The following is a 21,306-nucleotide window of genomic DNA, read 5'->3' as shown; positions in this document are numbered from 1 at the left end:
CCCGCCATAAAGGGATTATCCTCGACGGCATTGGCAAACACAACTAGCTTTGCAGCGCCAAGATCTGAAAGCCGCGCGGTTTCTTTTATCACGCGTCCCATATCGGCGACCGCGCTCATATTTATGCCCGTTTTAGTCGAGCCGATATTTACCGACGAGCAGACCTTCTGCGTCGCGGCAAGTGCGGCGGGGATGGAGTTTATTAAAATTTTATCACCCTTTGCGTAGCCCTTTTGCACGAGCGTCGAAAAGCCGCCGATAAAGTCGATGCCGACCTTTTGCGCCGCCTCGTCCATCGCTTTAGCAAGCGGCACGTAGTCTGCGGCATCCGTCGCCGCGCCGATGATGGCGATAGGCGTTACGCAGACGCGTTTATTTACGATCGGGATACCGAGCTCTGCTGAAATTTCATTACCGACCTTTACTAGATCGCGCGCCTTGTCGGTGATTTTTGCGTAAATTTTCTCCGCTGCTTTGTCGATATCTGGATCGATACAGTCGAGCAGGCTGATACCCATCGTGATCGTGCGGATGTCGAAATTTTGCTCCTCGATCATCGCGATCGTTTCGGTTACGTTTTTGATGTCCATCTGCACGCCTTAGATGTTGTGCATGGCGTCGAAAATCGCCGAGCTTTGGATGTTGATTTTAACTTTTAGCTTTTCGCCTAGCTCGTTTAGCTCCTCGCGCAGAGCCGTGAAGTCCTGCTTTTTGTCGCTGGAAACCACCGCCATCATCGTGAAAAACTCGTCCAAAACCGTCTGGCTGATATCGTCTATGTTTAGCCCAAGCTGCGCGAGCTTAGCCGAAACGCCCGCCACAATGCCAACTTTGTCCTTGCCGATCACCGTTACGATCGCTTTCATCGTCGTTCTCCTAAATTTGTAAATTTCGAGAGTTAAAGCCCAAATTTGATCAAATTCAGGCTTTAGGTTTTAAATTTTACTTCGAGCAAGCGCTCTTGCCGTCCATCACGGGCTGGATAGACGAGTTGTCCGCGCCGCCGTCATTGTTGATATTTTCGATTATCTCCCATAGTCTAGCCGCCGCTTTTTCGTAGCGTTTAGCCGTGACCGAGTTTGGCTCGTAAAAGCTCACCGGCTTGCCGTTATCGCCGCCCACACGCACAGCCGGCTCGATAGGTATCTCGGCTAGCACCTCGGTACTATAGGCTTTTGCTACCTCTTCGGTCGTGCCTTTGCCGAATATATCATATTCCTTGCCGCTTTCAGGGCAGATAAATCCGCTCATGTTTTCTATCACGCCCGCGATCGGTATGTGAAGCTTTTCAAACATATCTAGCGCGCGCTTGCTATCATCTAGGGCTACTACTTGCGGAGTCGTGACGCAAACGCCCGCAGTCACCGGTACGCTTTGAGCAAGGGTTAGCTGCGCGTCGCCCGTTCCCGGAGGCATATCGAGAAACAACACGTCCAACTCGCTCCAAAATACGTCTTTTAGTAGCTGTTCGATAGCTTTCATTATCATCGAGCCGCGCCAGATGAGGCTCATACCTTCTTCCATTAAAACGCCCATACTCATCATCTCGACGCCGTGAGTTAGGATCGGTTTTAGCTTGTTGCCGACGACTTGAGGCTGCGTGCCCACTTCGCCGAGCATTCTAGGGATATTGGGGCCATAGATATCGGCATCTAGGATACCTACTTTTTTGCCTAGCTTCGCCATTGAGATAGCCAAATTTAACGTCGTAGTGCTCTTACCTACGCCGCCTTTACCCGAGCTTACCATTACGAAATTTTTGATCTGCGGAGCGATGTTTTTACCGCTTTGGCTGTTGCTTTTTTCCTCGGGGATTTTTGGCTGGATGATGTTGATGACGCACTCGTTTGAGCCCATCACGCGCTTTATGTCGGTTCGCAGCTCGTTTGCTACGTCGGGATTTGAGCTTACGATCTCGACCTCGATTAAAATTTTCTCGCCGATTTCGACGTTTTTTACGAATCCAAAGCTCACGATATCTTTCTCAAAGCCCGGATATATCACGCCTTTTAGCCTATTTAAGACTTCTTCTTTACTTAACATTTTTCTCCTTCATTAGATTTTTTGAAATTTTATACGCGCAAAATTTAGGCCCGCACATCGAGCAAAATTCCGCCTTTTTAAACGACTCTTGCGGCAAGCTCTCGTCATGCAGCTCGCGCGCCCTTTCAGGATCTAGGCTTAGCTCAAACTGTTTGTTCCAGTCAAAAGCGTACCTAGCGTCGCTCATCGCGTGATCGCGCTCTATGGCTCCAGCCTTGCCTAGCGCGACGTCGGCTGCGTGAGCGGCGATCTTATGCGCTACGATGCCTTCTCTGACATCGTTTGCGTTTGGCAAACCAAGGTGCTCTTTAGGCGTCACGTAGCACAGCATCGATGCTCCGTAAAAGGCCGCCATCGTCCCGCCGATAGCCGAAGTGATGTGATCATACCCCGCGCCGATATCCGTAGGCAGCGGTCCTAGCACGTAAAAAGGCGCGCCGTGGCACAGCTCGCGTTCGATTTTCATATTATACTCTATTTGGTTTAAAGGAATATGACCCGGCCCCTCGATCATCACTTGCACGTTTTTCTCCCATGCGCGCAGCGTTAGCTCGCCTAAAACGCGTAGCTCGCTAAGCTGAGCCTCGTCAGTCGCGTCATATAGGCAGCCAGGACGCAGCCCGTCGCCAAGAGATAGCGCGACGTCGTGAGCGGCGCAAATTTCTAAAATGTCGTCAAATGCCTCGTAAAACGGGTTTTCCTTGTGATGGTGCATCATCCAGCTAGCAGTTAGGCTGCCGCCACGGCTAACGATACCCATCTTGCGTTTTGCAACTAGCGGCATAAATTTGAGCAAAAAGCCCGCGTGTATCGTAAAGTAGCTAACGCCCTGGCGCGCCTGCTTTTCAAGCGTTTTTAGGATGTCATCCGTCGTCAAATTTTCCACCTCTTTTATATCATGGATGATCTGATACATCGGCACGGTGCCTATGGGGACGGTTGAGTTTGCGATTATGGCGCTTCTGATCGTATCTAGATCGCCGCCCGTGCTTAGATCCATAACCGTGTCGGCGCCGTATTTTAGGCAAATTTGCAGTTTTTCAAGCTCGGCGTCTATATCGCTGCTCAGGCTTGAGTTGCCGATATTTGCGTTGATTTTGGTTTTTGCCTCCCTGCCGATCGCCATCGGGAGCAAATTTTCGTGATGGATGTTGGCGGGGATTATCATCTTGCCCGCGGCGACCTCGCTCCTAACGAGCTGGGGATCTAGCATTTCAGCCTGCGCTACGTAGTTCATCTCGGGCGTTATGACGCCTTTTTTAGCGTAGTACATCTGCGTCGGAGTTTTGTCGGCGGAGTCAAATTTGACCCGAAATTCTTTCATGTCTCTCTCCTTAAAAATTTTGGTCCTAATCTTACTCAAAAAAGATAAAAACAAGCTTTTAGGATGTATAATATCGTAACACTTCGCCAAAGGAGAAATTTTGCTAGACGTTACGCTGATAATGCTCGGAGCCGGAAGCTCCAGTCGTTTTGAAATGCCCGTTAAAAAGCAGTGGTTGCGCGTCGGAAGCGATCCACTATGGCTCTTTGCGGCTAAAAATTTAAGCTCGCACTATGCTTTTAAAGAGATAATCGCCACCTCAAACGAGGAAAAATATATGAGCAAATTTGCCCCAACGTATCGCTTCGTAAAGGGCGGCGCGACCCGTCAAGAGAGCCTAAAAAACGCTCTTAAGCTCGTCCAAAGCGAATTTGTTTTGGTGAGCGACATCGCTCGTCCGATGATTAGCGCCGAGCTTTTCTCGCGCATCATGGGCGGCATCCAAAACGCCGACTGCGTCGTGCCTGCGCTAAAAGTGCCAGATACTGTTTATCTGGGCTCCCAGGCCGTCGATAGAGAGCAGATCAAGCTCATCCAGACGCCGCAACTCTCACGCACGGAGATGCTAAAAAGCGCGCTTGAATCGGGTCAAATTTACACCGACGATAGTTCGGCGATAGCGGCTGCGGGCGGTAAAATTTGGTACGTGCAAGGCGATGAAAACGCGAGAAAAATCACTTTTAAAGACGACCTTTCTAAAATTTGCGGCCTTGGCGCGCCGTCAAGCGAAATTTACGTGGGCAACGGTTTTGACGTGCATGCCTTTGAAGAAGAGAAAAAAGAGGGAAGTTTCGTAACAATCGGCGGCGAAAAAATCCCTTTTGAGCAAAATTTAAAGGCTCACTCCGATGGCGACGTAGCTATCCACGCACTCATAGACGCCATACTGGGAGCAGCTGGACTTGGTGATATAGGCGAGCATTTCCCGGATACCGACGATAAATTTAAGGGGGCGGACTCAGCTATGTTACTAAAAGAAGCATATATGCTCGTTCAAAGCGTCGGATTTGAGCTTATTAACGCCGACGTCACAGTTATCGCCGAGAGGCCAAAGCTTAGTAAATTTAAATCCGCGATGGAAATAAACATCGCAAATGCGCTAAATTTAACCCCAAACCGCATAAACGTAAAGGCTACGACGACCGAAAAGCTGGGCTTTACGGGGCGAGGCGAGGGTATAGCCGCCATGGCGTCGGCAAGTCTAAAAATTTACGACTGGACGCAAAAATAAAACGACGAAAGTAAAAAAATGAGAGTTTTGATAATAGAAAACGAAATCTACCTAGCCCAAAGCATCGCATCAAAGCTGGAAAATCTAGGCTACGAGTGCGAGATCGCAAGAAGCGCGGCGGAGGCGATGAAAAGCGAGCCTGGGCAGAGGGCAAAGGAGGGCGCTAAGGACGTACACTTTGACGTAGTGCTGCTCTCTAGCGCGTTTGCGGGCGACGAGACGCTAAAAATCATACAAAAATTTAAAGACTCCGTCGTCATCCTGCTCATCACGTATATCAGCAACGACACCGTCTCGATCCCGATAAAAGCGGGTGCGAGCGACTACATACAAAAGCCGTTTATGATCGAGGAGCTGGTGCGAAAGATCAAGCATTTCGAGGAGTTTAGGCGGCTGCAAACGTTTATAAAAACCTATCAGGACTACCTAAACTATCATTTTAAGGCCGTCTCGGCGCTAAATTTCGACTTTAAGCGCATAAAGCTACCGCTTCTCATAAAGTGCAATAAAATGATAAATGCCGATAATTTCGTTTTCGAGTACGCAAAGGCGCTAAATTTGAGCTTCAAATACGTCCCGTTAGAACCCGGCATCGACGTAGAGGCCATAGCCGCGGCAAATCCGCGCACGCTTTTGTATTTTTCAAATTTTCAAATTTTACGTCAAGAGGCCAAAAATCAGATCGTATCTCTCGCGGCCAAACGCAAGCTCATCGCAAGCTCGACAAATCCGAACGAAGAGACGCCGATGGAGACGCTAAACATCACAAGCGATGAGAAAAATTTCCAAATCGACGAAATTTTGACGATCGACGACTACATCAAGCACATCATCGTAAACTATCAGGACAAATACCCCGACACCGAGCTTAGCAAAAAGCTAGGCATCTCGCGCAAATCGCTTTGGGAAAAGAGGAAAAAATATGACGTCGTCAAGAAAAAATAACGCCGTTTGGATAAACGACGAGGCTTTCGGTGCGCTTGATCTCATAGAAAATCAAATTTTTAGCAAATTTAACCGTCTGATGAACGAAAAGGAAGCGAACGAGATCTACGAGACGGGCTTTTTAGCCGGCGAGCCGATGCCATATACTTTCGTCTTCGCTCCGCACGGCAAGCGCAATCAAGAAACGATAAAAAACGCCTCAAAAGGCGATCATATCGAGCTTATCAACGGCGGCAAGGTCGTGGGATATATCGAGGTCGGCGAGGTATTTAAATTTAACGCCGAAAAAAGCTCGCAAAATATCTTTCGCGCCAACGAAGCCGCGCCCGCGCAGCAAAGCCAAAGCGGCGAACTAGCCGTGAGCGGAGAGATAAAGATCTACGACGACAAGCTAGCCGAGGTAAGAAAGCTCATCGAAGAGGTCAAAAGGGAGCAAAACGTCCGCAAAGTCTCGGCGATCATGCTAACCGCGGAGCCATTTAACCGCGCGCACGAGCGTCTGATCAGGATGACGATAGATAGCTCCGATCTAGTGTTGCTATTTTTACTAAAAAGCCACGGCGCGGACGAGATGATGAGTTTTTCACTCAAAAAAAGGCGTGCTGGAGTACTTCATCCAAAACTACGTCCCTAAAAACCGCCTGATCATCGTGCCTTTTGAGAACTAAAATCTCTTTAGCTCGCACCTAAACCCGACGCTAGAGTGTATCGCGGCGCATAGGCTGGGCGCCCATAAGCTCATAGTCGGGCAAAATCACGCCGGTATCGGTATGTTTTACGATCACAACGTCGCTCACACGGTGCTGGAGCGCTATAAAAACGATCTAAATTTAGACATCGTCGTGCTGCCAGAGCTCGTCTACTGCGATGAGTGCAAGACGCTAGTTAGCACCAAGACCTGCCCGCACGGCCAGCATCATCACATCAAATATCACGCCCAGACGCTAAAAACCTTGCTGCTAGCGGGTATCTTGCCGCCTGCGATCCTCATGCGGCGCGACATCTCGGCGATGATACTGAGTGAGCTTTTTCCGAACCGATTTGAAAATATCCAAAAGCTTTGCGACGATCTTTTCCCTAGTAACGGACTGCTCGAAAAGCAGACGGAGAGGGAGTTTTACGAAAATTTGATGAAGCTTTATCAGACGACGTCGCTGACTTAAATTTGCTTTTAGCTTTTACTGCGTCGAAATATCGTTTATTGCTGTATGCATGCGTTGTTCATTTGGCGCTTTTTTGCTTAATTTTAGCTTTTATACTGCGGCTCGTTTTGAGAGAGATTTTGTGCAGTTTCGCTGCGCTTGAGGTCGCTTTTCAGGGGCAGCAAATTTGCAGTGCGAAGCAGTGGAAGAGTTAAATTTAGCTCGGGAAACTACGCGTTTTGTCGCCGCTAAAATTTACTGAGCGAGTGCTTGCATTAGCGTTGCGAGCTGACCGTTTTGCGATATCTTATCTTTGCTTTTGCGTTCAAAATTGCAAATTTTACTCGCCGAGACCCGCACCGCAAAAACTCTAAAATTTGACGCTATACATTTATTGCGCGGAGGGTAGCGCGGTTTGTTTGGCGTAAGGCGTCCGTGCTTTGATTGACGTTAAATTTGACGATATTGCACAGCGTTGCGGCGAATTTGTATTGTAGTTTGGAAATTTTAAATTTGATTGCTGAAAGTACGGATTGAAATTTGCGGTTGTAAAATCTAATAAATTTAGCGCATTTTGCCGTCAAATTTGAAAATATCCGAAATCCGCGAAAATTTGGCGTCCGAATTTTGAAATTTGCGCGTTAAATTTGCTAAAATCGCACTAAAAATCGGCGAACAAAAGCACTACATTATTTAAATTTGATTTCAAGGAAAAATATGCAAAGGTTATTTTTAACGTTTTTTGGCGCTGGGCTGAGCCCTAAGGCCCCCGGCACGGTGGGCTCGCTAGCTGGCGCAGTTGCGGCGTATGGATTTTTGATGTTTTTGCCCGCTTCCACGCTGTTTTTAGTTTCGATTTGTCTTTTTTTATATAGCATCAAGATCATCGACGATTATGAAGCAAAAACCGGCGTGCACGATCACGGCAGTATCGTGATAGACGAGGTTGCTGGCGTTTGGCTGGCGATTTCTATCAGCGGCGCCACGGCGGTGCAGTTTGCGCTCTCGGTTCTGTTTTTTAGGGCGTTTGACATCCTAAAGCCATCCGTGATCGGCCGCATCGACAAAAACGTAAAAGGCGGGCTGGGCGTGATGGGTGATGATATGCTAGCAGGGCTTTTTGCGGGGCTTCTTAGCGCGATTTGCTACGAGGCTGTGACGAAAATCGGACTAGACTACGAGTGGATTAAATTTGAGCTGCCGTTTGTGAAATAAAATCGTAGCGGCTCTTAAATCCAAGACGCTTTTTGATCCTTGGCTTAAATTCGCCTTTTATATACCGCATTTTGCATTAAATTTGTTTGGATAAAAATAAAAACTAGAAAATGATGGCGTTAAATTTGACGCTAAATTTACTTCTTTCTTTGCGAAGTTCCAAGCTGTTCGTAGTAGTCTATCTCGGCTACGTATTCGGGATTTTTCTTTTTTAGTTCGTTGCTCATAAAGGCTATCAGCTTTGCGTCGGCGTTTTTGTGAGAGGCTAAAACCGTGATGAAATTTAGATGAGCTTTCGCATCGCTTGCGGCTTTGCCATTTTGTTTGGGCGGGATTTTAAACGAAGCGGCAAAAATTTTTAAAGCTGCAAAAAGATCGTTTTTATCGCTTTTTGGATTGCTGGCGATGTCGATTAGATCTTGCAGAGTGAGCTCTTTTTCCTCTTGCTTTGAGGGCTCGTTTTGAGCGGTTTTGCTACTATGTTTAAATTTGACGACGAGAAAAATTAGCGCGGCGACGATGATTAAAAAAATCGCCGCCAAGATCGATATTACGAGGGTTTGATTCATTATAGTTTTACTGTTTTATCGGGCTTTCTAAAATATGCCAAAACCGCTATCAAGACCATCAAAAGCGCGCCCACCCACACAAAAGTCGGCACCGGTATCGGCTCGCCGGCAGCATACGAGTGCATACCGCTTAGGTAGAAGGTTACGCCAAAATAGGTCATTATGATCGACCAATAAGCAAACATCGAAGTCACGGCAAATGCGTACTGGCTGTTTAGTTTAGGGATAAATCTGATGTGTAAAACCGCTGCATAAACTAAAATAGAAACCAGCGCCCACGTCTCCTTACTATCCCAGCCCCAGTAGCGACCCCAACTCTCGTTCGCCCAAACGCCGCCCAGGAAGTTGCCCATCGTAAGCAGGCTAAGACCAAGTATCATCGCCATCTCGTTTATACGCGTGGCTTCTAGGATATTTCGCGAAATTTCCTTATGCTCTTTACCGCCTTGCATAGCAAAAAGTACGAGCGTAAACATACCCAGCAGCGAGCAAAGTCCCAAAAATCCGTAACTAGCCGTGATAACCGAGACGTGGATCGTTAGCCAGTAGCTCTGAAGCACAGGCACTAGAGTGGTGATCTGCGGATCCATCCAACTAAGGTGCGCGACAAATAGCGTAATGCCCGCTAAAATCGAGGTTAGAGCCATAGCTATCGGACTTTGGCGTGAGAACACTAGACCTGATAAGCTAAGCGCCCAAGCGATGTAGATCATCGATTCGTAGGCGTTGCTCCACGGCGCGTGCTCGGCGATATACCAGCGTATGCCGATGCCAAAAGTGTGCAGCAAAAACGCTAAGATATTTACGCCGTAAACGATACCAAATAGCCATTTGATGTTTAGTTTAGGTCTTGCCATCTTAGCAAACACGAAGCATAAAAGGCCAAACCCTGCCAAAAGATATATCGGCGTTAGCGACTCGAAAATTTTATATTCGTTAAAAAATAGCTCCATCTCGATGCGTTTTTCGCCCGGGATGACCGCTTTGCCGTGCTCTTGTTGATAGGTTTTTATCTCGGCTAGAGCTTGATTCGCACGGCGCCAGTTGTTGTTTTCTGTAGCTTCGGCAACGCTAGTGAAATAGCTTCTTAGCATCCTGCCGATCGGTTCGCTCTCGTTTTTAGGAAGATACATCATGGCTGAGGCTATACCGTACCATTTGTTATTCGGGTCGTCCATCTTTGGAAACATCGTAAAGACCTCGCCTATAAACACCATATAAAGGATATTTAGGCGCTCGTCCACTTTTTGCAAGTCTTTATCGAACGTACCGCGCTCGCCCGGCGTTTTTCGATTTGCAGCTTCGGCAAATTTGTTGAGCTTGTAGATGATTTTGCCGTCTTTATCGCTTGCAAAAAAGTCGTTATAGCTCGCGTATTTAGCCTTTTCGTCTATGCCGATTAGCTTTTTTAGCTCTTTATTTCCGACGTAAATTATCGGTACGTCGCGCCAGTACGGGGCGTTTATCATCATAGAAAGTATTGCTTGGTTTGCGTTTAGGCCGTCTAGCGTATCGCTGCGGTGGATCTTGTTTAAAATTTCTCTTGCTACGGTGTCAAAAGGCTTCATTCTGCCGTCGGCGCTTTGGATAATTAGCGTAGAGAGCTCTTTTGCGTGGTTTGCATCGATGTTTCTAGCGTTATCGGCCGCATAGGTTTTGCTTGGGGCAAATGCCGCAAAGCAGGCGATTAGCGCGAAGCTCGCGACTTTTTTAACGGCATCTTCGTTTATCATTTTAGCTAGTTTTCTAAAGCGCGAGCGAGGATTTACGACGTTGAAAAAGAGCCCCAGTCCTAGCAAAAAGTAGCCGATGTAGGTCGGAATCTTACCCGGATCGCGGTTTACCGACAGTACGGTGCCAAGCTCGTCTTGGTCGTAGCTGCTTTGAAAAAATCTATATCCGTCGTGATCTAGTACGTGGTTCATGTAAATTTTATACGGGTAGTTTCCTGTCCTAGAGTCCTCGACGATGACGTCGCTAGAGTAGCTCATCGGCGAATTTGAGCCCGGATAGCGCTTAAGCTCAAAGTCTTCAAGTTTTAAAGAAAATGGAAGCTCGACCATCTTTGAACCCCAATAAACATTAAAAAGTACGCCGTCGATCCTGGCTTTAGCCGGTATGTAGCTGTTTTCGTAGAGCATGAGCTGCTGGGTTTGGCCGTCAAACGTCAAATTTGCCACCAATGCGTCGTATTCGCCGTTTTTGCTCACGACTCGCTTGGCTGCTTTGGTTAGCAATGATTTTGGAACGAAATTTACATCCGTGACCGTGTAGAGCTGCATCGGTAAAAACTCGGTCGATTGGTCTTTTGCGTACTCGCCTTTTTCATTCGTCGCCATCGTAAAGTAGCCGATATTTTGGTTTGATGTTAGATAAAATTTGCCCTCTTTTAACTCGATTTTGACGAAATTTTCAAGTAGCGGCTGCGCGTCGAATGCAAAGCTAACGCCGCCCACCTCGCGAGTTTCGCCGGCTTGCAGGCTTATTTCTTCTTTTGAGTCCGGGCTTGAGACCGCAAGCCTAACGAGCGGCTCGCCTTTTTCTGCTTCGTAGGACTCGGTTTCGGCCTTTTTGTAGTATCCGTCAAAGGTTAAATTTGCTTTTTTGCCCGCGATTTCAAGTGGCAAGTTAAAGTCGTTTGAGCCGATGGAAGTGATTTGTTTTGGGATTGAGTTTGAGTAAATTTGACCGTCTTTTTCGGCTGCGATTTCTATTCTAGAAACGGATCCGAATACCGCGTTTGAGGTTTCGTTTTCCCTGATGTGGATATTGCCCTCAAAGCCTAGATATCGCGTCATCGCGGCGCCAAGTAGCATAAACAAAAAGCTAACGTGAAATATCAAAACGGGTAGTTTTTCTTTTCTTAAAAGGTTGTATCTGAAAATATTGTAAGCCAAATTTATGCCCAAAAGCACCTGAACTAAAGCAAACCAACTTGCTCCGTAAACCGCCGCCCACGCGCTTTTTGTGTCATAGTAGCTTTCTATTATCGTCGCTGCGCCACTACCGATAGCAAATATAACAAGTAGCACGACGGCCGACGTCATACTGAAAAATAGGGATTTTAACTCGCTCAAAACATATCCTTGAACATAAATTTACTAAATCAAAATGCACATTATAGTAATTTTTTTTAAATAATCTTACTTTTTAGTTATTATTTTATGATAATTTTTCGTCTTTAAGTTTAAATAAATTTAATATAAACTCAAATTCGTTAAAACCGTCCGCGCTCATAAAGTGTCCGCCTTTTTCAAAAATATCAGGTGCCACGTCTAAATTTCGCGCTACCTTTAGACTAAGCTTGCAAGGCACGATATAATCGTCTTTTGCGGCTATTACTTTTATCATATTCGCCGCCGTTTTTATCTTTTCGTAGGCGATTTGCGGCTTGCAAAATTCGTTTAATATAGCAAATTCCTTAATAGGCTCGTCAAACGGCGATATGAGGACTAGACCGCCAAATTTTGGTAAATTTGCAAAACCGCTAAGAAAATTTAAGCTAGTTATCGTGCCCAGGCTGTGAGCGATGATAAATGAATTCTTTCCCAAATTTACGTTTTGCTTCATCATTTCTAGCCACTCGTTTAGCTTCGGCGTTTGCGGATTTGGCATCTTTAAAATTTCCACCTCGGCAATGCCGCGCATATTTTCTTTAAACCAACCAAACCAGTGGCTTTGCGGCGAAGCGTCGTAGCCGTGAATGATGTAAATTTGCTTTTTCATTAAATTTGCCTTTTTGAAAAAATACGCGAATTATATACAAATAAAATTAAAATAATTTTTGACGGAAATCGCAAGAATACTTTTTAAGTTATAAATTTAAGCAAACAGCAGCTCAAATATCATCATCCGTTAAAATTTGATATTTGTAAATTTGACAAATTTGAAATTAAATTTAAGCTTTTCCCCTAAAAAACGAAATAATCGTTATCAATTAAAATTTATATTGATACGAAAAATTTACGTATAATTTACGTTGATTATTTAAGATTTCGGTAAATTTATTTCAAAAAGGGAGAAAAAATGGATACTTCGAGGCGAAATTTCTTAAAAGCATCCACCGCCACGGGCTTGCTTGCGATGACTTACGCGCCCGGTACTTTAGGCGCCGTCGGCGCCAAAGCGCTAGAAGGCGGCGATAAGACCGTTTATAGTTTTTGCGAGATGTGCTCTTCTCGCTGTCCTATCGAGGCCAAGGTTGTAGACGGCAAAAACGTCTTCATCCAAGGCAACGGCAAGGTAAGCGGCACGGCGACTTCCGTGTGCGCAAGGGGCGGCAGCGGGCACAATCAGCTCTACGATCCGCAGCGCATCGTAAAACCGCTCATCAGAGTAGGCGAGCGCGGCGAAAACAAATGGCGCGAAGCGGGCTGGGACGAGGCGCTAGATCTAGTCGCTAAAAAAATGCTTGAGATCAAGGAAAAATACGGGCCGGAGAGCTTTGTGTTTACGGCAAAATCAAGCCAAACGCACAAGCTAATGACGACTTTTGCTAGCGCATACGGTTCGCCAAACTGCTTTTCTCACTTCTCCTGTTGCCCGATCACTTATCAGATGGTTTGCGAGCATATGTACGGCGATGCGAAGCTAAAAAGAGACTTCGGCAACGCAAAATACGTCGTAAATTTCGGGCACAATCTCTTTGAAGGCATCGTCATCGCCGACGCTAAAAAGCTAGCTAAAATGGCCGCGAAAGAAGATACCAAGCTGCTGGTTTTAGATCCGCGCTTTAGCGTCGTGGCTTCAAAAGCCGACGAGTGGCTACCCGTAAAACCGGGAACCGATCTAGCATTTGTTTTAGCCCTTATCCATACATGGATCGAAAATGGCACATACGATAAAGAATTTATAGAGAAATTTACGATTGGATTTGACAAAGTCGTAGAAGCGACCAAAGACACAACTCCGCAGTGGCAAGAAAAGATCACGGGAATACCTGCAAAAACGGTCGAGCGAATCGCTGGCGAAATCTGGAAAGCCGCACCTAAAGTCATCATCGACTTCGGTCACAACACCACTACGACTAGAGCCGAATACATTCGCACCAGAGCCATAATGACGGCAAACGCGATGATGGGCAACTGGGAGAAAAAGGGCGGAATTTTTGGCGGTAAAAAGGCTAAATTTTACAACAAACTAATCGGCGAAGAGCTAATCCCTGAGATCACAAACCCGGACGCCGCGATAAAAGTACCTAAAGTGCCTAGAATAGACGCTGCGGGCGAGGACGGACGAAACAAATTCGTCAGCAGAAGTCACGGCGTCTTGATGGAGATCCCGCAAGCCATACTAAGCGAGAAGCCTTATCCCGTAAAAGGCTGGTTTAGTATAAGGTTTAATCACCCGATCAACGTCGCGGGCACGGAAACTACGATAGAGAGCCTAAAAAAGCTTGATTTTATCGTGTGCTCGGATATCTATATGAGCGATTTTGCGATATGGGCGGACGTGATACTGCCCGAGAGTACTTACCTTGAGCGCGACGAAGGCATCGAGGATAAGTCGAGTCAAAAACCTGCCTATATGATAAGAAACAAAGTCGTAGATCCTATCGGCGACACCAAAAACGGCTACGATATCTTTAGAGAGCTAGCTCGCAGGATGAAGATAGACGAGCAGTACTCGGCAAACACGATGGACGAGTGGAGAATCAAACAAGTAAAAGGCAACGCCGAGCTGTTGGCGGAGCTAGTTAAAAAAGGCTACGTCACGTGGAAGGTGCCGGGGATTTTGTTTAGAGAAAAAGATAGCGTAAAAGAATTTACGAAAAAATTCCCTTACGCGCAGCAGTTCGTGGGCGACGACGGGCTGATGGAGTCGCAGGTCAAATTTAAAACCGATAGCGGCAAGATCGAGCTCTTTAGCGAAAAGGTCGAAAAGCAGTTTCCGGGATACGGCTGCTTAAACGCCGAGGGCATGGACGTATTTTTCGGCGAGGAGCTTTGCCTAATGAGCGGCAAAACGCCGATACACACCAACGGCCACACGCAAAACGTCGAATTTTTAAACGACCTGATGAGTAGCGCGCCCGTCTGGATACACCCTAATACCGCGAAAAAATACGGGCTAAAAGACGGCGATAAGATAACCCTTCAAAGTAAAACCGCAAAAGAAAAAGCAAGCGTGATGCTGACTGAAGGCATCAGGGAGGATACGCTTTTCGTCTATCACGGTTTCGGCCACGAAAGCGCGGGACTAAAGCGCACGAACGGCGTAGGAACGAATCAAAGCAAGCTGCTAGATCCTACCGTGATCGGCCCCGTGGCTTCTACTATGGTGCGAAACGTCGGCGTCAAGATAATAAAAGCGTAAAGGAAAAAAGATGAAAAAAGCGTATAGAATGATACATGACGAAAACCTCTGCATAGGCTGCCAAGCGTGCTCGGTGGCTTGCAGGAGCGAAAACGAAGTGCCTAGAGGCGTTTTTAGACTTCAAGTCCATTCGCAGATAAAGGGCAAATTTCCAAATTTAAAAACCGACTTTAGCAGACATAGCTGCGTGATGTGCGAGGACGCTCCGTGCGTGACTGTTTGCCCTACGGGAGCTAGCTTTCAGACGGCGGAGGGCATCGTGCTGCTAGACCACTCTACCTGCGTATCTTGCAAATACTGCATCCTGGCCTGTCCTTACGACGCTCGCTACGTCGAGCCGAAAACCGGCGAGATAGGCAAATGCACGTTTTGCTTTGAAACTAGAGTGAGCATTGGCGAGCAGCCTGCGTGCGTGACCGTTTGTCCGACCGATGCTTTGGCATTTGGCGATATAAACGATCCAAACAGCGAAGTAAGTAAAATTTTAAATACCAAAGCTCACTACTATCCTAAAGCCGAGCTTAAAACCAAACCCAAGCTTGCTATGATAGCTAACCGCAAAGGAGGAAGCCATGAATAATATGTGGGGAAGCGTAGCGCAATATAATGAAATTTACTGGCCGTGGCCGATAGCGGTTTATCTATTTTTGGCGGGTTTGTCCGCAGGCGCGATGATGGTTGCATTGCTTGTTAAGTGGAACTACCACAAAAAACAAGACGGCAGCATCTGGGACGCAATGGTAAAGGCGGGCGCTCTAGTAGCTCCTATAACGATTACCGTGGGCCTTGCACTTTTGGTGCTTGACCTTGGCAAACCGCTTAGTTTTTACTGGATTTTGATTAAGTATAACTTTGGTTCCGTTATGTCTATCGGCGTGGCGTTGTTGCTGCTTTATACGCCGCTAGCTTACCTTTTTGCGGTGATTATTTTTGAAGAAGAGATAGAAAAGTATAAAATTCTAGCCGTTTTACGTCCTATTTCTAGGCTGATCCGCTCTTTTGCGCCTCTTTCAAAGATAGTCGAGATGGCGCTTTTTGGTCTTGCGATCGGCGTTGGTATCTATACGGGCTTTTTGCTTAGCGCGATTACGAAGCTTCCGCTTTGGAATACGCCGATTTTGCCGATCTTGTTCTTAACATCAGGCTTTAGCTCGGGCGTAGCGACGAACATCCTAGTCGGCCTTTTGTGCTTCAAACATCTTCTTAACGAAGACAACGTGAAGTATCTTTTGGTTATGGACTTGCGCGCCGTACTTTTCGAGATACCGCTTATCGCGATACTATTTTTGGGACTATATTTCGAGGGCGGAGCGAGCGCGGTTGCCGCAAAACAAGCTCTAAGCACGGGACAATACGCGCTGATCTTTTGGATAGGCGTCGTAGGCATCGGTCTTTTGACCCCTATCACCATAGCGCTAACGGCTCTTAAAAATCACGCTTATAGAGTGGGCTACATCATAGCAAACTCTCTTGTAGTTATCTGCGGCGTCGTGATGCTAAGATACTACATCGTTTATGCAGGTCAAGTTTTCACGGGCGCGTGAAATTTAGGCTAAACTAGATGCACTAGGCTCGGTAAACTCGCCGAGCCTTTTTAAGATTTTAAGATACTTGTCAAGGGTCATTTTTGATAATAGGGTTTTGTGAGGTTGTGGAAGCTCGATTATATCGAGGTTTTGTCAATAAAAAATATTTTTTATTTTGTGTGTTTTTTGCGTTAGCATTGTCTTTCAAAGTGTGGTGTGTCTATAAAGTTTTTGAAGTTTCCGCCCCATTTATTACTTTGATCTAAGCTTTCCCAATAGTCGCCAATGCTTTGTAATTGTGCTTTTGATTGTAGCCACTCGCCGTTTTTAAAAATGTGTAGATCGGCGGCACATCTTTTTAAGTGCATTGAATTACTTGTTCTTGATTTGCCCTCTTTGATATAGATTTCTTGTTGTGCTTGCGTGCGCTCGACTTCGCCTATCCTTACGGCGTAACCGTTGTCGATTAGGTAATTTAAAAGTTTTACGAGGTCTTGAGTAAATTTCTCTTGATTTTGCCCTAGCGTCATTTATGTAGCCTTATGTTTTGGCTTAGGAATAAATCGTAAATCTTATCAATTTTCTTTTCAAGATTTGATATATCCTCGCCAAATGATTTTTCAAATAACGATAACTTCTGATTAAAAGCGTTTAGCCTTTGCGAGATTATCCAATTTATGATAGTAAAGAATAGAGCCGTTACGGTTATTAACGGCTCAATGTAATCCACTATGAAACTTGCTTGCATTTCTTACGCGATAGTTACGTGTTGCATATTTATAACAAAAACTTCCTCAAACTTAACCCCGTTAAAGGTTTTGTTTAGAAGCGCGGTGCGGATCTCGTCCTCATCTTTGCTATAATCTGCGTAAAATTGAAATGTAGTCTTTGCTTTTGAAGCGGCAGATTTACCCGTTACGGTAACATCCCAAAGATCAGCTACAACCTCATTGCCCGACGTGCTTTCAACCTCATAAACGACGAATTTTCCGTCAAGGTTGTTTTCTGCAAAGGTTTTAGCAGTTGCGCCATCCGCAGGAACAGCAAAGCCAAACGTGCGATTTCCTAAAGTATTTCTAATTAATGATTTAGCCATTTTTTACCCCTTTCTTACGCGTCAAATTTTAATTTTGCGTATTCGCATTTTGTAGTTAGGACGTAATCACAATCAAACTTACCGACGACGTCCGTGCTCAAATCTTTAAAAGTCTTAGCGGCTTTAACGTGCGGAACGCTGAAAATAGTTGACAGCCTACCCGTAGCGTCTTTTTTACCTACAACTATGCTTTTTTTGTTTAAAGGGCTAGGAATTGCGGCAATAGCGACGCCACCCTCACCAACGTTTTTAAATTTTTCTACTTTTCCAGCCATAAGACCGATTAACGCCGTAGTGTCGCCGTCAGTCGCGCCGATAGCCGTAACAGTCAAAGAGCGTAAGCCCTTAATAGTTTGCTTTAGCATTTTTCTTTACTCCTTTGAGTTTTATTTTTGCGTTATGCTGCATAAACGACGAAATATTAACGAACACTTTTAATAATTGCTTTATTGATTAAACGAATATCCAAAAATACGGGATTTACTCTAAACAGTAAGCAAGTATAAAAAATCCAAGATTTACGCTAGCACGAGCCAAAGCGACGCCGCTCAGCAGTTTAATCCGCGATAACCAAATTTAACGGGGATAACTAGCAACGAACGAAAAAGCTAAAGTCGCTTTGCGGGGAGCTCGTGCAAGCGGCAACTATAGGGAAAATATGCCCCGGTTTTAAGACAAAAAAAGTCCGAAAGGGGAAGCTAGCAAGCAAGGGGAGAGGGAACGCCAAGCTCCGACGGCGCAGAGCGCCTGAAGCTTGGCGAGAAAGGACAAAAAGCAGGTAAAAAGACAAATACGGCTAAATTTGAAAAGATCAAAGCATAAATAAAGCACACGCAACGCTATCAACCTTAAGCCCACCGACCTCTAGATGCATTTTACAAAGGCGCGCGAGCTTGTCCTCGTCCATAGTCTTTTTTACGTTATGGATTAAAACCTGCTTTTTACGACGATTAGAATTTGCGCAAAAAGCCTTATATTGCTTAAAATAGTTGAAATCATCTATCGGCGGCGTTGTCGTATCGTCCTCAAAATGAACTTCATAAATATATTTAATTTTTGCAGTAGAAGCCGCAGTTAAAAACGCTTGCAAACTAGATAGGCTTTTAGCCTCTAGCGTGCTAGTTATTACACGGTTTCCCTGCTGCTGTGTTACTTTGTATATAGGCATAAGAAAAACCTCACTTAATTAATTTGAGATGAAATTTCATCAAAAGACAAAATCTCAACACCACGAATAATATTATTTTCATCTAGCGAGACCTTAACATCAAAAGAAACAACAAATTCAAATAAAATAGGAGGCTCGCTAGCTAAAAAATCTTTAACTTCAGAATAAAATTGCTGTAAATTATAAGGCGGCAAGCTAGGATAATTTTTCAAACCCTTTAAAAAAGTAGCATATCGGTCATAATGCGGCTTAAGACTGTTAATAATATTCCTGCAATATTCAAAAACGATACTGTAATGAGTATCAGGCAAATAATTATTAAAACTCGAAATAAAAGAAGCCTCATTAAATTTAGAACCGACCAAAGAAAAATTATTAATACAATAGTTAGAAATAAGAAAAGATATTTCATTATCTAGATCAACAAAAGACCCTAGCCCGCTATCAAAAACAAAAGACGTAGAACGAAAAGAAGCAGAACTATTTAAAGGCTTAAAAAATAAAAAACCAAAACCGACGTCAAGAAAATAACGATTATAAACAGCAGAACGAAGAGAAACAACATCAGGTCGCTTGACAACAGACTTATAAGAAATTTTAAAAAACTTATCATTACTACAACAACAAGCACACATCAAAGCAACCATTTTTTACTTATCCTTACCTAAAATACCCATACAAAGAAGTTTCAAAAGTCGATTAGTTTCATCAATTTTAGCTTCAAGAGTATCCGGCTTTGGAGTTTGAGGGGTTTTTAAAACCTCGAAAATATCCTTTGAAGTTTTAGAAATTTCGCTTAAAACACTCATTTCCTGATTAAAAGCGGCTTGACAATCTATATTAGCCATTATGCGCCCCCTTTACCTTATTGTGAAAATAACCAAGACCGTTTAACATCTGCATAAATGCTTCGCTAAGCCCTACAATATCGCCTTTATCATCCTTAACCCACATAAAATCAGCAACTTTGTTAATCTGATCAATGTCAATACTAGATGAACCCGTAATTTTACGTAAAAGCTCTTTATCCGTAGCCGTAAATTTTGAGGTTAAAAGTTTAAACATCAACGTTTGATTGAAACTATCGGCTTTAGCTTTGGCGTAGGCTAATTGCTGGTCTTTAGTAGCGATAAGTTGATTTTTTTGCTGTTGAACATAACCAGCATTTTGATAAAAATGGCTTTCGGACTGTTTGCGATTAAACATCGCATTAGCTCCAGTAGTTACGACTTGCGCGAAACCAACGCGAGCTTCAGTCGATACACCAAGAAACCGCGAAATCATACCAGCTTTAGCACCCTTAAAAAATTTACGCGCAAGACCTTTAGCAACACGAGTTAAAGGACTTAAAGCAGCAACCAAAAGAGCGATAGCACTATCAACGATTTTTTGTAATAACGCCTCTTGTTTTTGCATGTAAAGCATTAAAGCAGAACTGAACATTATAGTTATACCGCTATCAATAGCGTCTTTTAAAATACCGTCAGACATCCCATTATCTTTTAAACGCTTTAAAACTTCGTTATAAGCCACATTATAGGTTAAATCCTCGAATATCTCCTCAACACCGAGTTTCAAAATACGATTAGAATTATTTTCCGCCATTATCATAACCTTTGGTATATTGCATATCTACAAAACTAGAATAAGGAACATTAAAAAAATAATATATTGCACCAACAACAAGAAAAGAAACTAAGAGCTCAATAAAAAATTTCATAACAAACCCCTTTTTATTTAGTATATTGCGAATCAACAGAGCTGGAATAAGGAACATTAAACAAGCCCGTTATATCAGGCAAATCTCCGAATAAATCCTCTATATCGCTATCTAAAAGCTCAAAATTGTTTATATCCGTATTCTTTTTAGCTTGAGTAGCGTTATTCGCGGTTTGCGCGTCTCTAGGGCTTAAATTTGCCACCGTTTCGCCGTCAAGGTCTTTAATAGCTTGCGGCGTTTTTTCGTAAGCATGGCGATCCTTTTCTATATCCAATAATCCCTTGCCATTTTCTGAAATTTTAGCCAAATCGTCCTTAACAGTAGCTATTTTGTCTAAACTAGTTTTTAGAGAACCAATAGCACCCGCAACTTTACTATCGCCACTATTATGAGCAGAAATAGCAAACCCCTTAGAAACCTCTTTTGAAAGCCCCTCAATAGAACTTTTAAAAGCCTTTTCAAAACTATCTAAACTACGGGAAATTTTATTTAAACCCGATTTTTGGGAAACTTTAGAAACCAAACTGCGCAAAATATCATTCTGGCGAGAAAGCTCGCTAACAAGAGAACGCCCCGCACCCTCACCATTATTAGGCGGAATTGGGTCGTTAGGCTGCGGTTTTTGTGGCTCCTCAATCTTAGAACGATCAGTGCGAACAGCCTTTTCAAATACGGGAACAACACCTGAACTTAAATTTGAACGTATTTCGCCAAAAGCACGAGAATTATCAGATTTATCGCGCGTAATAGTTTTGGTATCAGCAGGATTTTCGACCTCATTACCATCATTATCATAATATTTAGTAATGATATCACCATTTTTTAATTCACCAGTTTTTTTATTTTCAAAATAGCCATCATCATTAAGATGAAAATCGCCGTCATCACTTTCGCGGGGAGACATACCCTCAGCGACGACTTTACCGCTCTTGTCAAAAAAACGCCAATGGTATTTAATTTCAGTAGCCATAACAAAACACCTTAACCAATAGGTCGAGGATCATCGCCATTT

At 44.5% G+C, this 21,306-nt stretch carries 24 protein-coding genes; 8 read left to right on the top strand and 16 right to left on the bottom strand.

Annotation, left to right across the window (positions count from 1 at the left end; genetic code table 11):
• The 4 genes from H740_RS09930 to thiC form a co-directional block, all read right to left on the bottom strand.
• Window positions 1–590 (bottom strand): DUF711 family protein (locus tag H740_RS09930; RefSeq protein WP_002953639.1); only part of this gene is annotated, 590 nt, incomplete at its 3' end.
• Between the two features lie 9 nt (window positions 591–599).
• The gene (locus tag H740_RS09925; RefSeq protein ID WP_002953638.1) at window positions 600–866 is read right to left on the bottom strand and encodes an ACT domain-containing protein; all 267 of its coding nucleotides are present in this window, start codon (window positions 864–866) and stop codon (window positions 600–602) included.
• 76 nt (window positions 867–942) lie between these two features.
• A complete protein-coding gene (locus tag H740_RS09920) occupies window positions 943–2,043 on the bottom strand; it encodes an Mrp/NBP35 family ATP-binding protein (protein WP_002953637.1) in 1,101 nt (366 codons plus the stop codon).
• Window positions 2,033–3,367 carry a phosphomethylpyrimidine synthase ThiC gene (gene thiC / locus H740_RS09915; RefSeq protein WP_002953636.1) on the bottom strand — a complete coding sequence of 445 codons (1,335 nt, stop codon included), beginning with the start codon at window positions 3,365–3,367 and terminating at the stop codon, window positions 2,033–2,035. The genes H740_RS09920 and thiC overlap by 11 nt, the downstream gene beginning before the upstream one ends.
• 100 nt (window positions 3,368–3,467) lie before the next feature.
• Here thiC and H740_RS09910 point away from each other — a divergent pair, with 100 nt between their 5' ends.
• The 5 genes from H740_RS09910 to H740_RS09890 all read left to right on the top strand — a co-directional run bounded on the left by H740_RS09910 (window position 3,468) and on the right by H740_RS09890 (window position 7,900).
• A complete protein-coding gene (locus H740_RS09910; RefSeq protein ID WP_002953635.1) occupies window positions 3,468–4,598 on the top strand; it encodes a bifunctional 2-C-methyl-D-erythritol 4-phosphate cytidylyltransferase/2-C-methyl-D-erythritol 2,4-cyclodiphosphate synthase in 1,131 nt (376 codons plus the stop codon).
• Between the two features lie 18 nt (window positions 4,599–4,616).
• A complete protein-coding gene (locus H740_RS09905; RefSeq protein ID WP_002953634.1) occupies window positions 4,617–5,543 on the top strand; it encodes a response regulator in 927 nt (308 codons plus the stop codon).
• Window positions 5,521–6,177 (top strand): hypothetical protein, encoded by a 657-nt coding sequence (locus tag H740_RS12285; protein ID WP_231679351.1) that lies wholly within the window; start codon window positions 5,521–5,523, stop codon window positions 6,175–6,177. The genes H740_RS09905 and H740_RS12285 overlap by 23 nt, the downstream gene beginning before the upstream one ends.
• Window positions 6,178–6,250: 73 nt before the next feature.
• Window positions 6,251–6,706 (top strand): hypothetical protein, encoded by a 456-nt coding sequence (locus H740_RS12280; RefSeq protein ID WP_331456433.1) that lies wholly within the window; start codon window positions 6,251–6,253, stop codon window positions 6,704–6,706.
• Between the two features lie 696 nt (window positions 6,707–7,402).
• Window positions 7,403–7,900 carry a phosphatidylglycerophosphatase A family protein gene (locus tag H740_RS09890; RefSeq protein WP_002953632.1) on the top strand — a complete coding sequence of 166 codons (498 nt, stop codon included), beginning with the start codon at window positions 7,403–7,405 and terminating at the stop codon, window positions 7,898–7,900.
• 137 nt (window positions 7,901–8,037) lie between these two features.
• On the opposite strand, the gene H740_RS09885 is transcribed toward H740_RS09890, so the two are convergent.
• The 3 genes from H740_RS09885 to H740_RS09875 form a co-directional block, all read right to left on the bottom strand.
• Window positions 8,038–8,469: a hypothetical protein gene (locus tag H740_RS09885; protein WP_002953631.1), complete on the bottom strand. Its 432-nt coding sequence runs from the start codon at window positions 8,467–8,469 to the stop codon at window positions 8,038–8,040.
• Window positions 8,469–11,546: a cytochrome c biogenesis protein CcsA gene (gene ccsA / locus H740_RS09880; protein ID WP_002953630.1), complete on the bottom strand. Its 3,078-nt coding sequence runs from the start codon at window positions 11,544–11,546 to the stop codon at window positions 8,469–8,471. The genes H740_RS09885 and ccsA overlap by 1 nt, the downstream gene beginning before the upstream one ends.
• A gap of 85 nt (window positions 11,547–11,631) precedes the next feature.
• A complete protein-coding gene (locus H740_RS09875; RefSeq protein WP_002953629.1) occupies window positions 11,632–12,195 on the bottom strand; it encodes an RBBP9/YdeN family alpha/beta hydrolase in 564 nt (187 codons plus the stop codon).
• A gap of 300 nt (window positions 12,196–12,495) precedes the next feature.
• Here H740_RS09875 and phsA point away from each other — a divergent pair, with 300 nt between their 5' ends.
• Genes phsA through nrfD form a run of 3 tightly spaced genes read left to right on the top strand, consistent with a single transcriptional unit; the run spans window position 12,496 to window position 16,328 of the window.
• Window positions 12,496–14,784, top strand: a complete 2,289-nt coding sequence (phsA, locus tag H740_RS09870; RefSeq protein WP_002953628.1) for a thiosulfate reductase PhsA — start codon at window positions 12,496–12,498, stop codon at window positions 14,782–14,784.
• A gap of 10 nt (window positions 14,785–14,794) precedes the next feature.
• Window positions 14,795–15,364: a 4Fe-4S dicluster domain-containing protein gene (locus tag H740_RS09865; RefSeq protein WP_002953627.1), complete on the top strand. Its 570-nt coding sequence runs from the start codon at window positions 14,795–14,797 to the stop codon at window positions 15,362–15,364.
• Window positions 15,357–16,328 carry an NrfD/PsrC family molybdoenzyme membrane anchor subunit gene (nrfD, locus tag H740_RS09860; RefSeq protein WP_002953626.1) on the top strand — a complete coding sequence of 324 codons (972 nt, stop codon included), beginning with the start codon at window positions 15,357–15,359 and terminating at the stop codon, window positions 16,326–16,328. Before H740_RS09865 ends, nrfD begins: the two co-directional genes overlap by 8 nt.
• 173 nt (window positions 16,329–16,501) lie before the next feature.
• Here the strand turns inward: nrfD and H740_RS09855 are convergent, their stop codons facing one another.
• From H740_RS09855 to H740_RS09815, 9 genes are all read right to left on the bottom strand, one after another.
• Window positions 16,502–16,840 carry a M15 family metallopeptidase gene (locus tag H740_RS09855; protein WP_002953625.1) on the bottom strand — a complete coding sequence of 113 codons (339 nt, stop codon included), beginning with the start codon at window positions 16,838–16,840 and terminating at the stop codon, window positions 16,502–16,504.
• 221 nt (window positions 16,841–17,061) lie between these two features.
• On the bottom strand, window positions 17,062–17,406 hold the full coding sequence (locus H740_RS09845) for a hypothetical protein (RefSeq protein ID WP_002953623.1): 345 nt from the start codon (window positions 17,404–17,406) through the stop codon (window positions 17,062–17,064).
• A gap of 14 nt (window positions 17,407–17,420) precedes the next feature.
• Window positions 17,421–17,771 carry a hypothetical protein gene (locus H740_RS09840; protein WP_002953622.1) on the bottom strand — a complete coding sequence of 117 codons (351 nt, stop codon included), beginning with the start codon at window positions 17,769–17,771 and terminating at the stop codon, window positions 17,421–17,423.
• A 446-nt stretch (window positions 17,772–18,217) separates the two neighbouring features.
• A complete protein-coding gene (locus tag H740_RS09835; RefSeq protein ID WP_002953621.1) occupies window positions 18,218–18,574 on the bottom strand; it encodes a hypothetical protein in 357 nt (118 codons plus the stop codon).
• 14 nt (window positions 18,575–18,588) lie between these two features.
• Window positions 18,589–19,221, bottom strand: coding sequence for a hypothetical protein (locus H740_RS09830; RefSeq protein ID WP_002953620.1), 633 nt, complete (start codon window positions 19,219–19,221; stop codon window positions 18,589–18,591).
• Between the two features lie 3 nt (window positions 19,222–19,224).
• On the bottom strand, window positions 19,225–19,422 hold the full coding sequence (locus tag H740_RS09825) for a hypothetical protein (protein ID WP_002953619.1): 198 nt from the start codon (window positions 19,420–19,422) through the stop codon (window positions 19,225–19,227).
• Window positions 19,415–20,179, bottom strand: coding sequence for a hypothetical protein (locus H740_RS09820; protein WP_002953618.1), 765 nt, complete (start codon window positions 20,177–20,179; stop codon window positions 19,415–19,417). The genes H740_RS09825 and H740_RS09820 overlap by 8 nt, the downstream gene beginning before the upstream one ends.
• Entirely contained in the window at window positions 20,166–20,294 is a 129-nt protein-coding gene (locus tag H740_RS12470) for a hypothetical protein (RefSeq protein ID WP_269430656.1), read from the bottom strand. The genes H740_RS09820 and H740_RS12470 overlap by 14 nt, the downstream gene beginning before the upstream one ends.
• 13 nt (window positions 20,295–20,307) lie before the next feature.
• On the bottom strand, window positions 20,308–21,264 hold the full coding sequence (locus tag H740_RS09815; protein ID WP_002953617.1) for a hypothetical protein: 957 nt from the start codon (window positions 21,262–21,264) through the stop codon (window positions 20,308–20,310).
• Between the last annotated feature and the right edge of the window lie 42 nt (window positions 21,265–21,306).

It is taken from the genome of Campylobacter showae CC57C (assembly GCF_000344295.2).
GTDB lineage: Bacteria > Campylobacterota > Campylobacteria > Campylobacterales > Campylobacteraceae > Campylobacter_A > Campylobacter_A showae_B.
This window is presented reverse-complemented; position numbering and strand designations above follow the sequence as displayed.

Bases quoted from the DNA above. Each gene is read 5' to 3' on its own strand.
- H740_RS09925 (WP_002953638.1), bottom strand. From the start codon at position 866: ATGAAAGCGATCGTAACGGTGATCGGCAAGGACAAAGTTGGCATTGTG.
- H740_RS09920 (WP_002953637.1), bottom strand. From the start codon at position 2,043: ATGTTAAGTAAAGAAGAAGTCTTAAATAGGCTAAAAGGCGTGATATAT.
- thiC (WP_002953636.1), bottom strand. From the start codon at position 3,367: ATGAAAGAATTTCGGGTCAAATTTGACTCCGCCGACAAAACTCCGACG.
- H740_RS09905 (WP_002953634.1), top strand. From the start codon at position 4,617: ATGAGAGTTTTGATAATAGAAAACGAAATCTACCTAGCCCAAAGCATC.
- H740_RS12285 (WP_231679351.1), top strand. From the start codon at position 5,521: ATGACGTCGTCAAGAAAAAATAACGCCGTTTGGATAAACGACGAGGCT.
- H740_RS09890 (WP_002953632.1), top strand. From the start codon at position 7,403: ATGCAAAGGTTATTTTTAACGTTTTTTGGCGCTGGGCTGAGCCCTAAG.
- H740_RS09885 (WP_002953631.1), bottom strand. From the start codon at position 8,469: ATGAATCAAACCCTCGTAATATCGATCTTGGCGGCGATTTTTTTAATC.
- H740_RS09875 (WP_002953629.1), bottom strand. From the start codon at position 12,195: ATGAAAAAGCAAATTTACATCATTCACGGCTACGACGCTTCGCCGCAA.
- phsA (WP_002953628.1), top strand. From the start codon at position 12,496: ATGGATACTTCGAGGCGAAATTTCTTAAAAGCATCCACCGCCACGGGC.
- H740_RS09865 (WP_002953627.1), top strand. From the start codon at position 14,795: ATGAAAAAAGCGTATAGAATGATACATGACGAAAACCTCTGCATAGGC.
- nrfD (WP_002953626.1), top strand. From the start codon at position 15,357: ATGAATAATATGTGGGGAAGCGTAGCGCAATATAATGAAATTTACTGG.
- H740_RS09855 (WP_002953625.1), bottom strand. From the start codon at position 16,840: ATGACGCTAGGGCAAAATCAAGAGAAATTTACTCAAGACCTCGTAAAA.
- H740_RS09845 (WP_002953623.1), bottom strand. From the start codon at position 17,406: ATGGCTAAATCATTAATTAGAAATACTTTAGGAAATCGCACGTTTGGC.
- H740_RS09840 (WP_002953622.1), bottom strand. From the start codon at position 17,771: ATGCTAAAGCAAACTATTAAGGGCTTACGCTCTTTGACTGTTACGGCT.
- H740_RS09835 (WP_002953621.1), bottom strand. From the start codon at position 18,574: ATGCCTATATACAAAGTAACACAGCAGCAGGGAAACCGTGTAATAACT.
- H740_RS09830 (WP_002953620.1), bottom strand. From the start codon at position 19,221: ATGGTTGCTTTGATGTGTGCTTGTTGTTGTAGTAATGATAAGTTTTTT.
- H740_RS09825 (WP_002953619.1), bottom strand. From the start codon at position 19,422: ATGGCTAATATAGATTGTCAAGCCGCTTTTAATCAGGAAATGAGTGTT.
- H740_RS09820 (WP_002953618.1), bottom strand. From the start codon at position 20,179: ATGGCGGAAAATAATTCTAATCGTATTTTGAAACTCGGTGTTGAGGAG.
- H740_RS12470 (WP_269430656.1), bottom strand. From the start codon at position 20,294: ATGAAATTTTTTATTGAGCTCTTAGTTTCTTTTCTTGTTGTTGGTGCA.
- H740_RS09815 (WP_002953617.1), bottom strand. From the start codon at position 21,264: ATGGCTACTGAAATTAAATACCATTGGCGTTTTTTTGACAAGAGCGGT.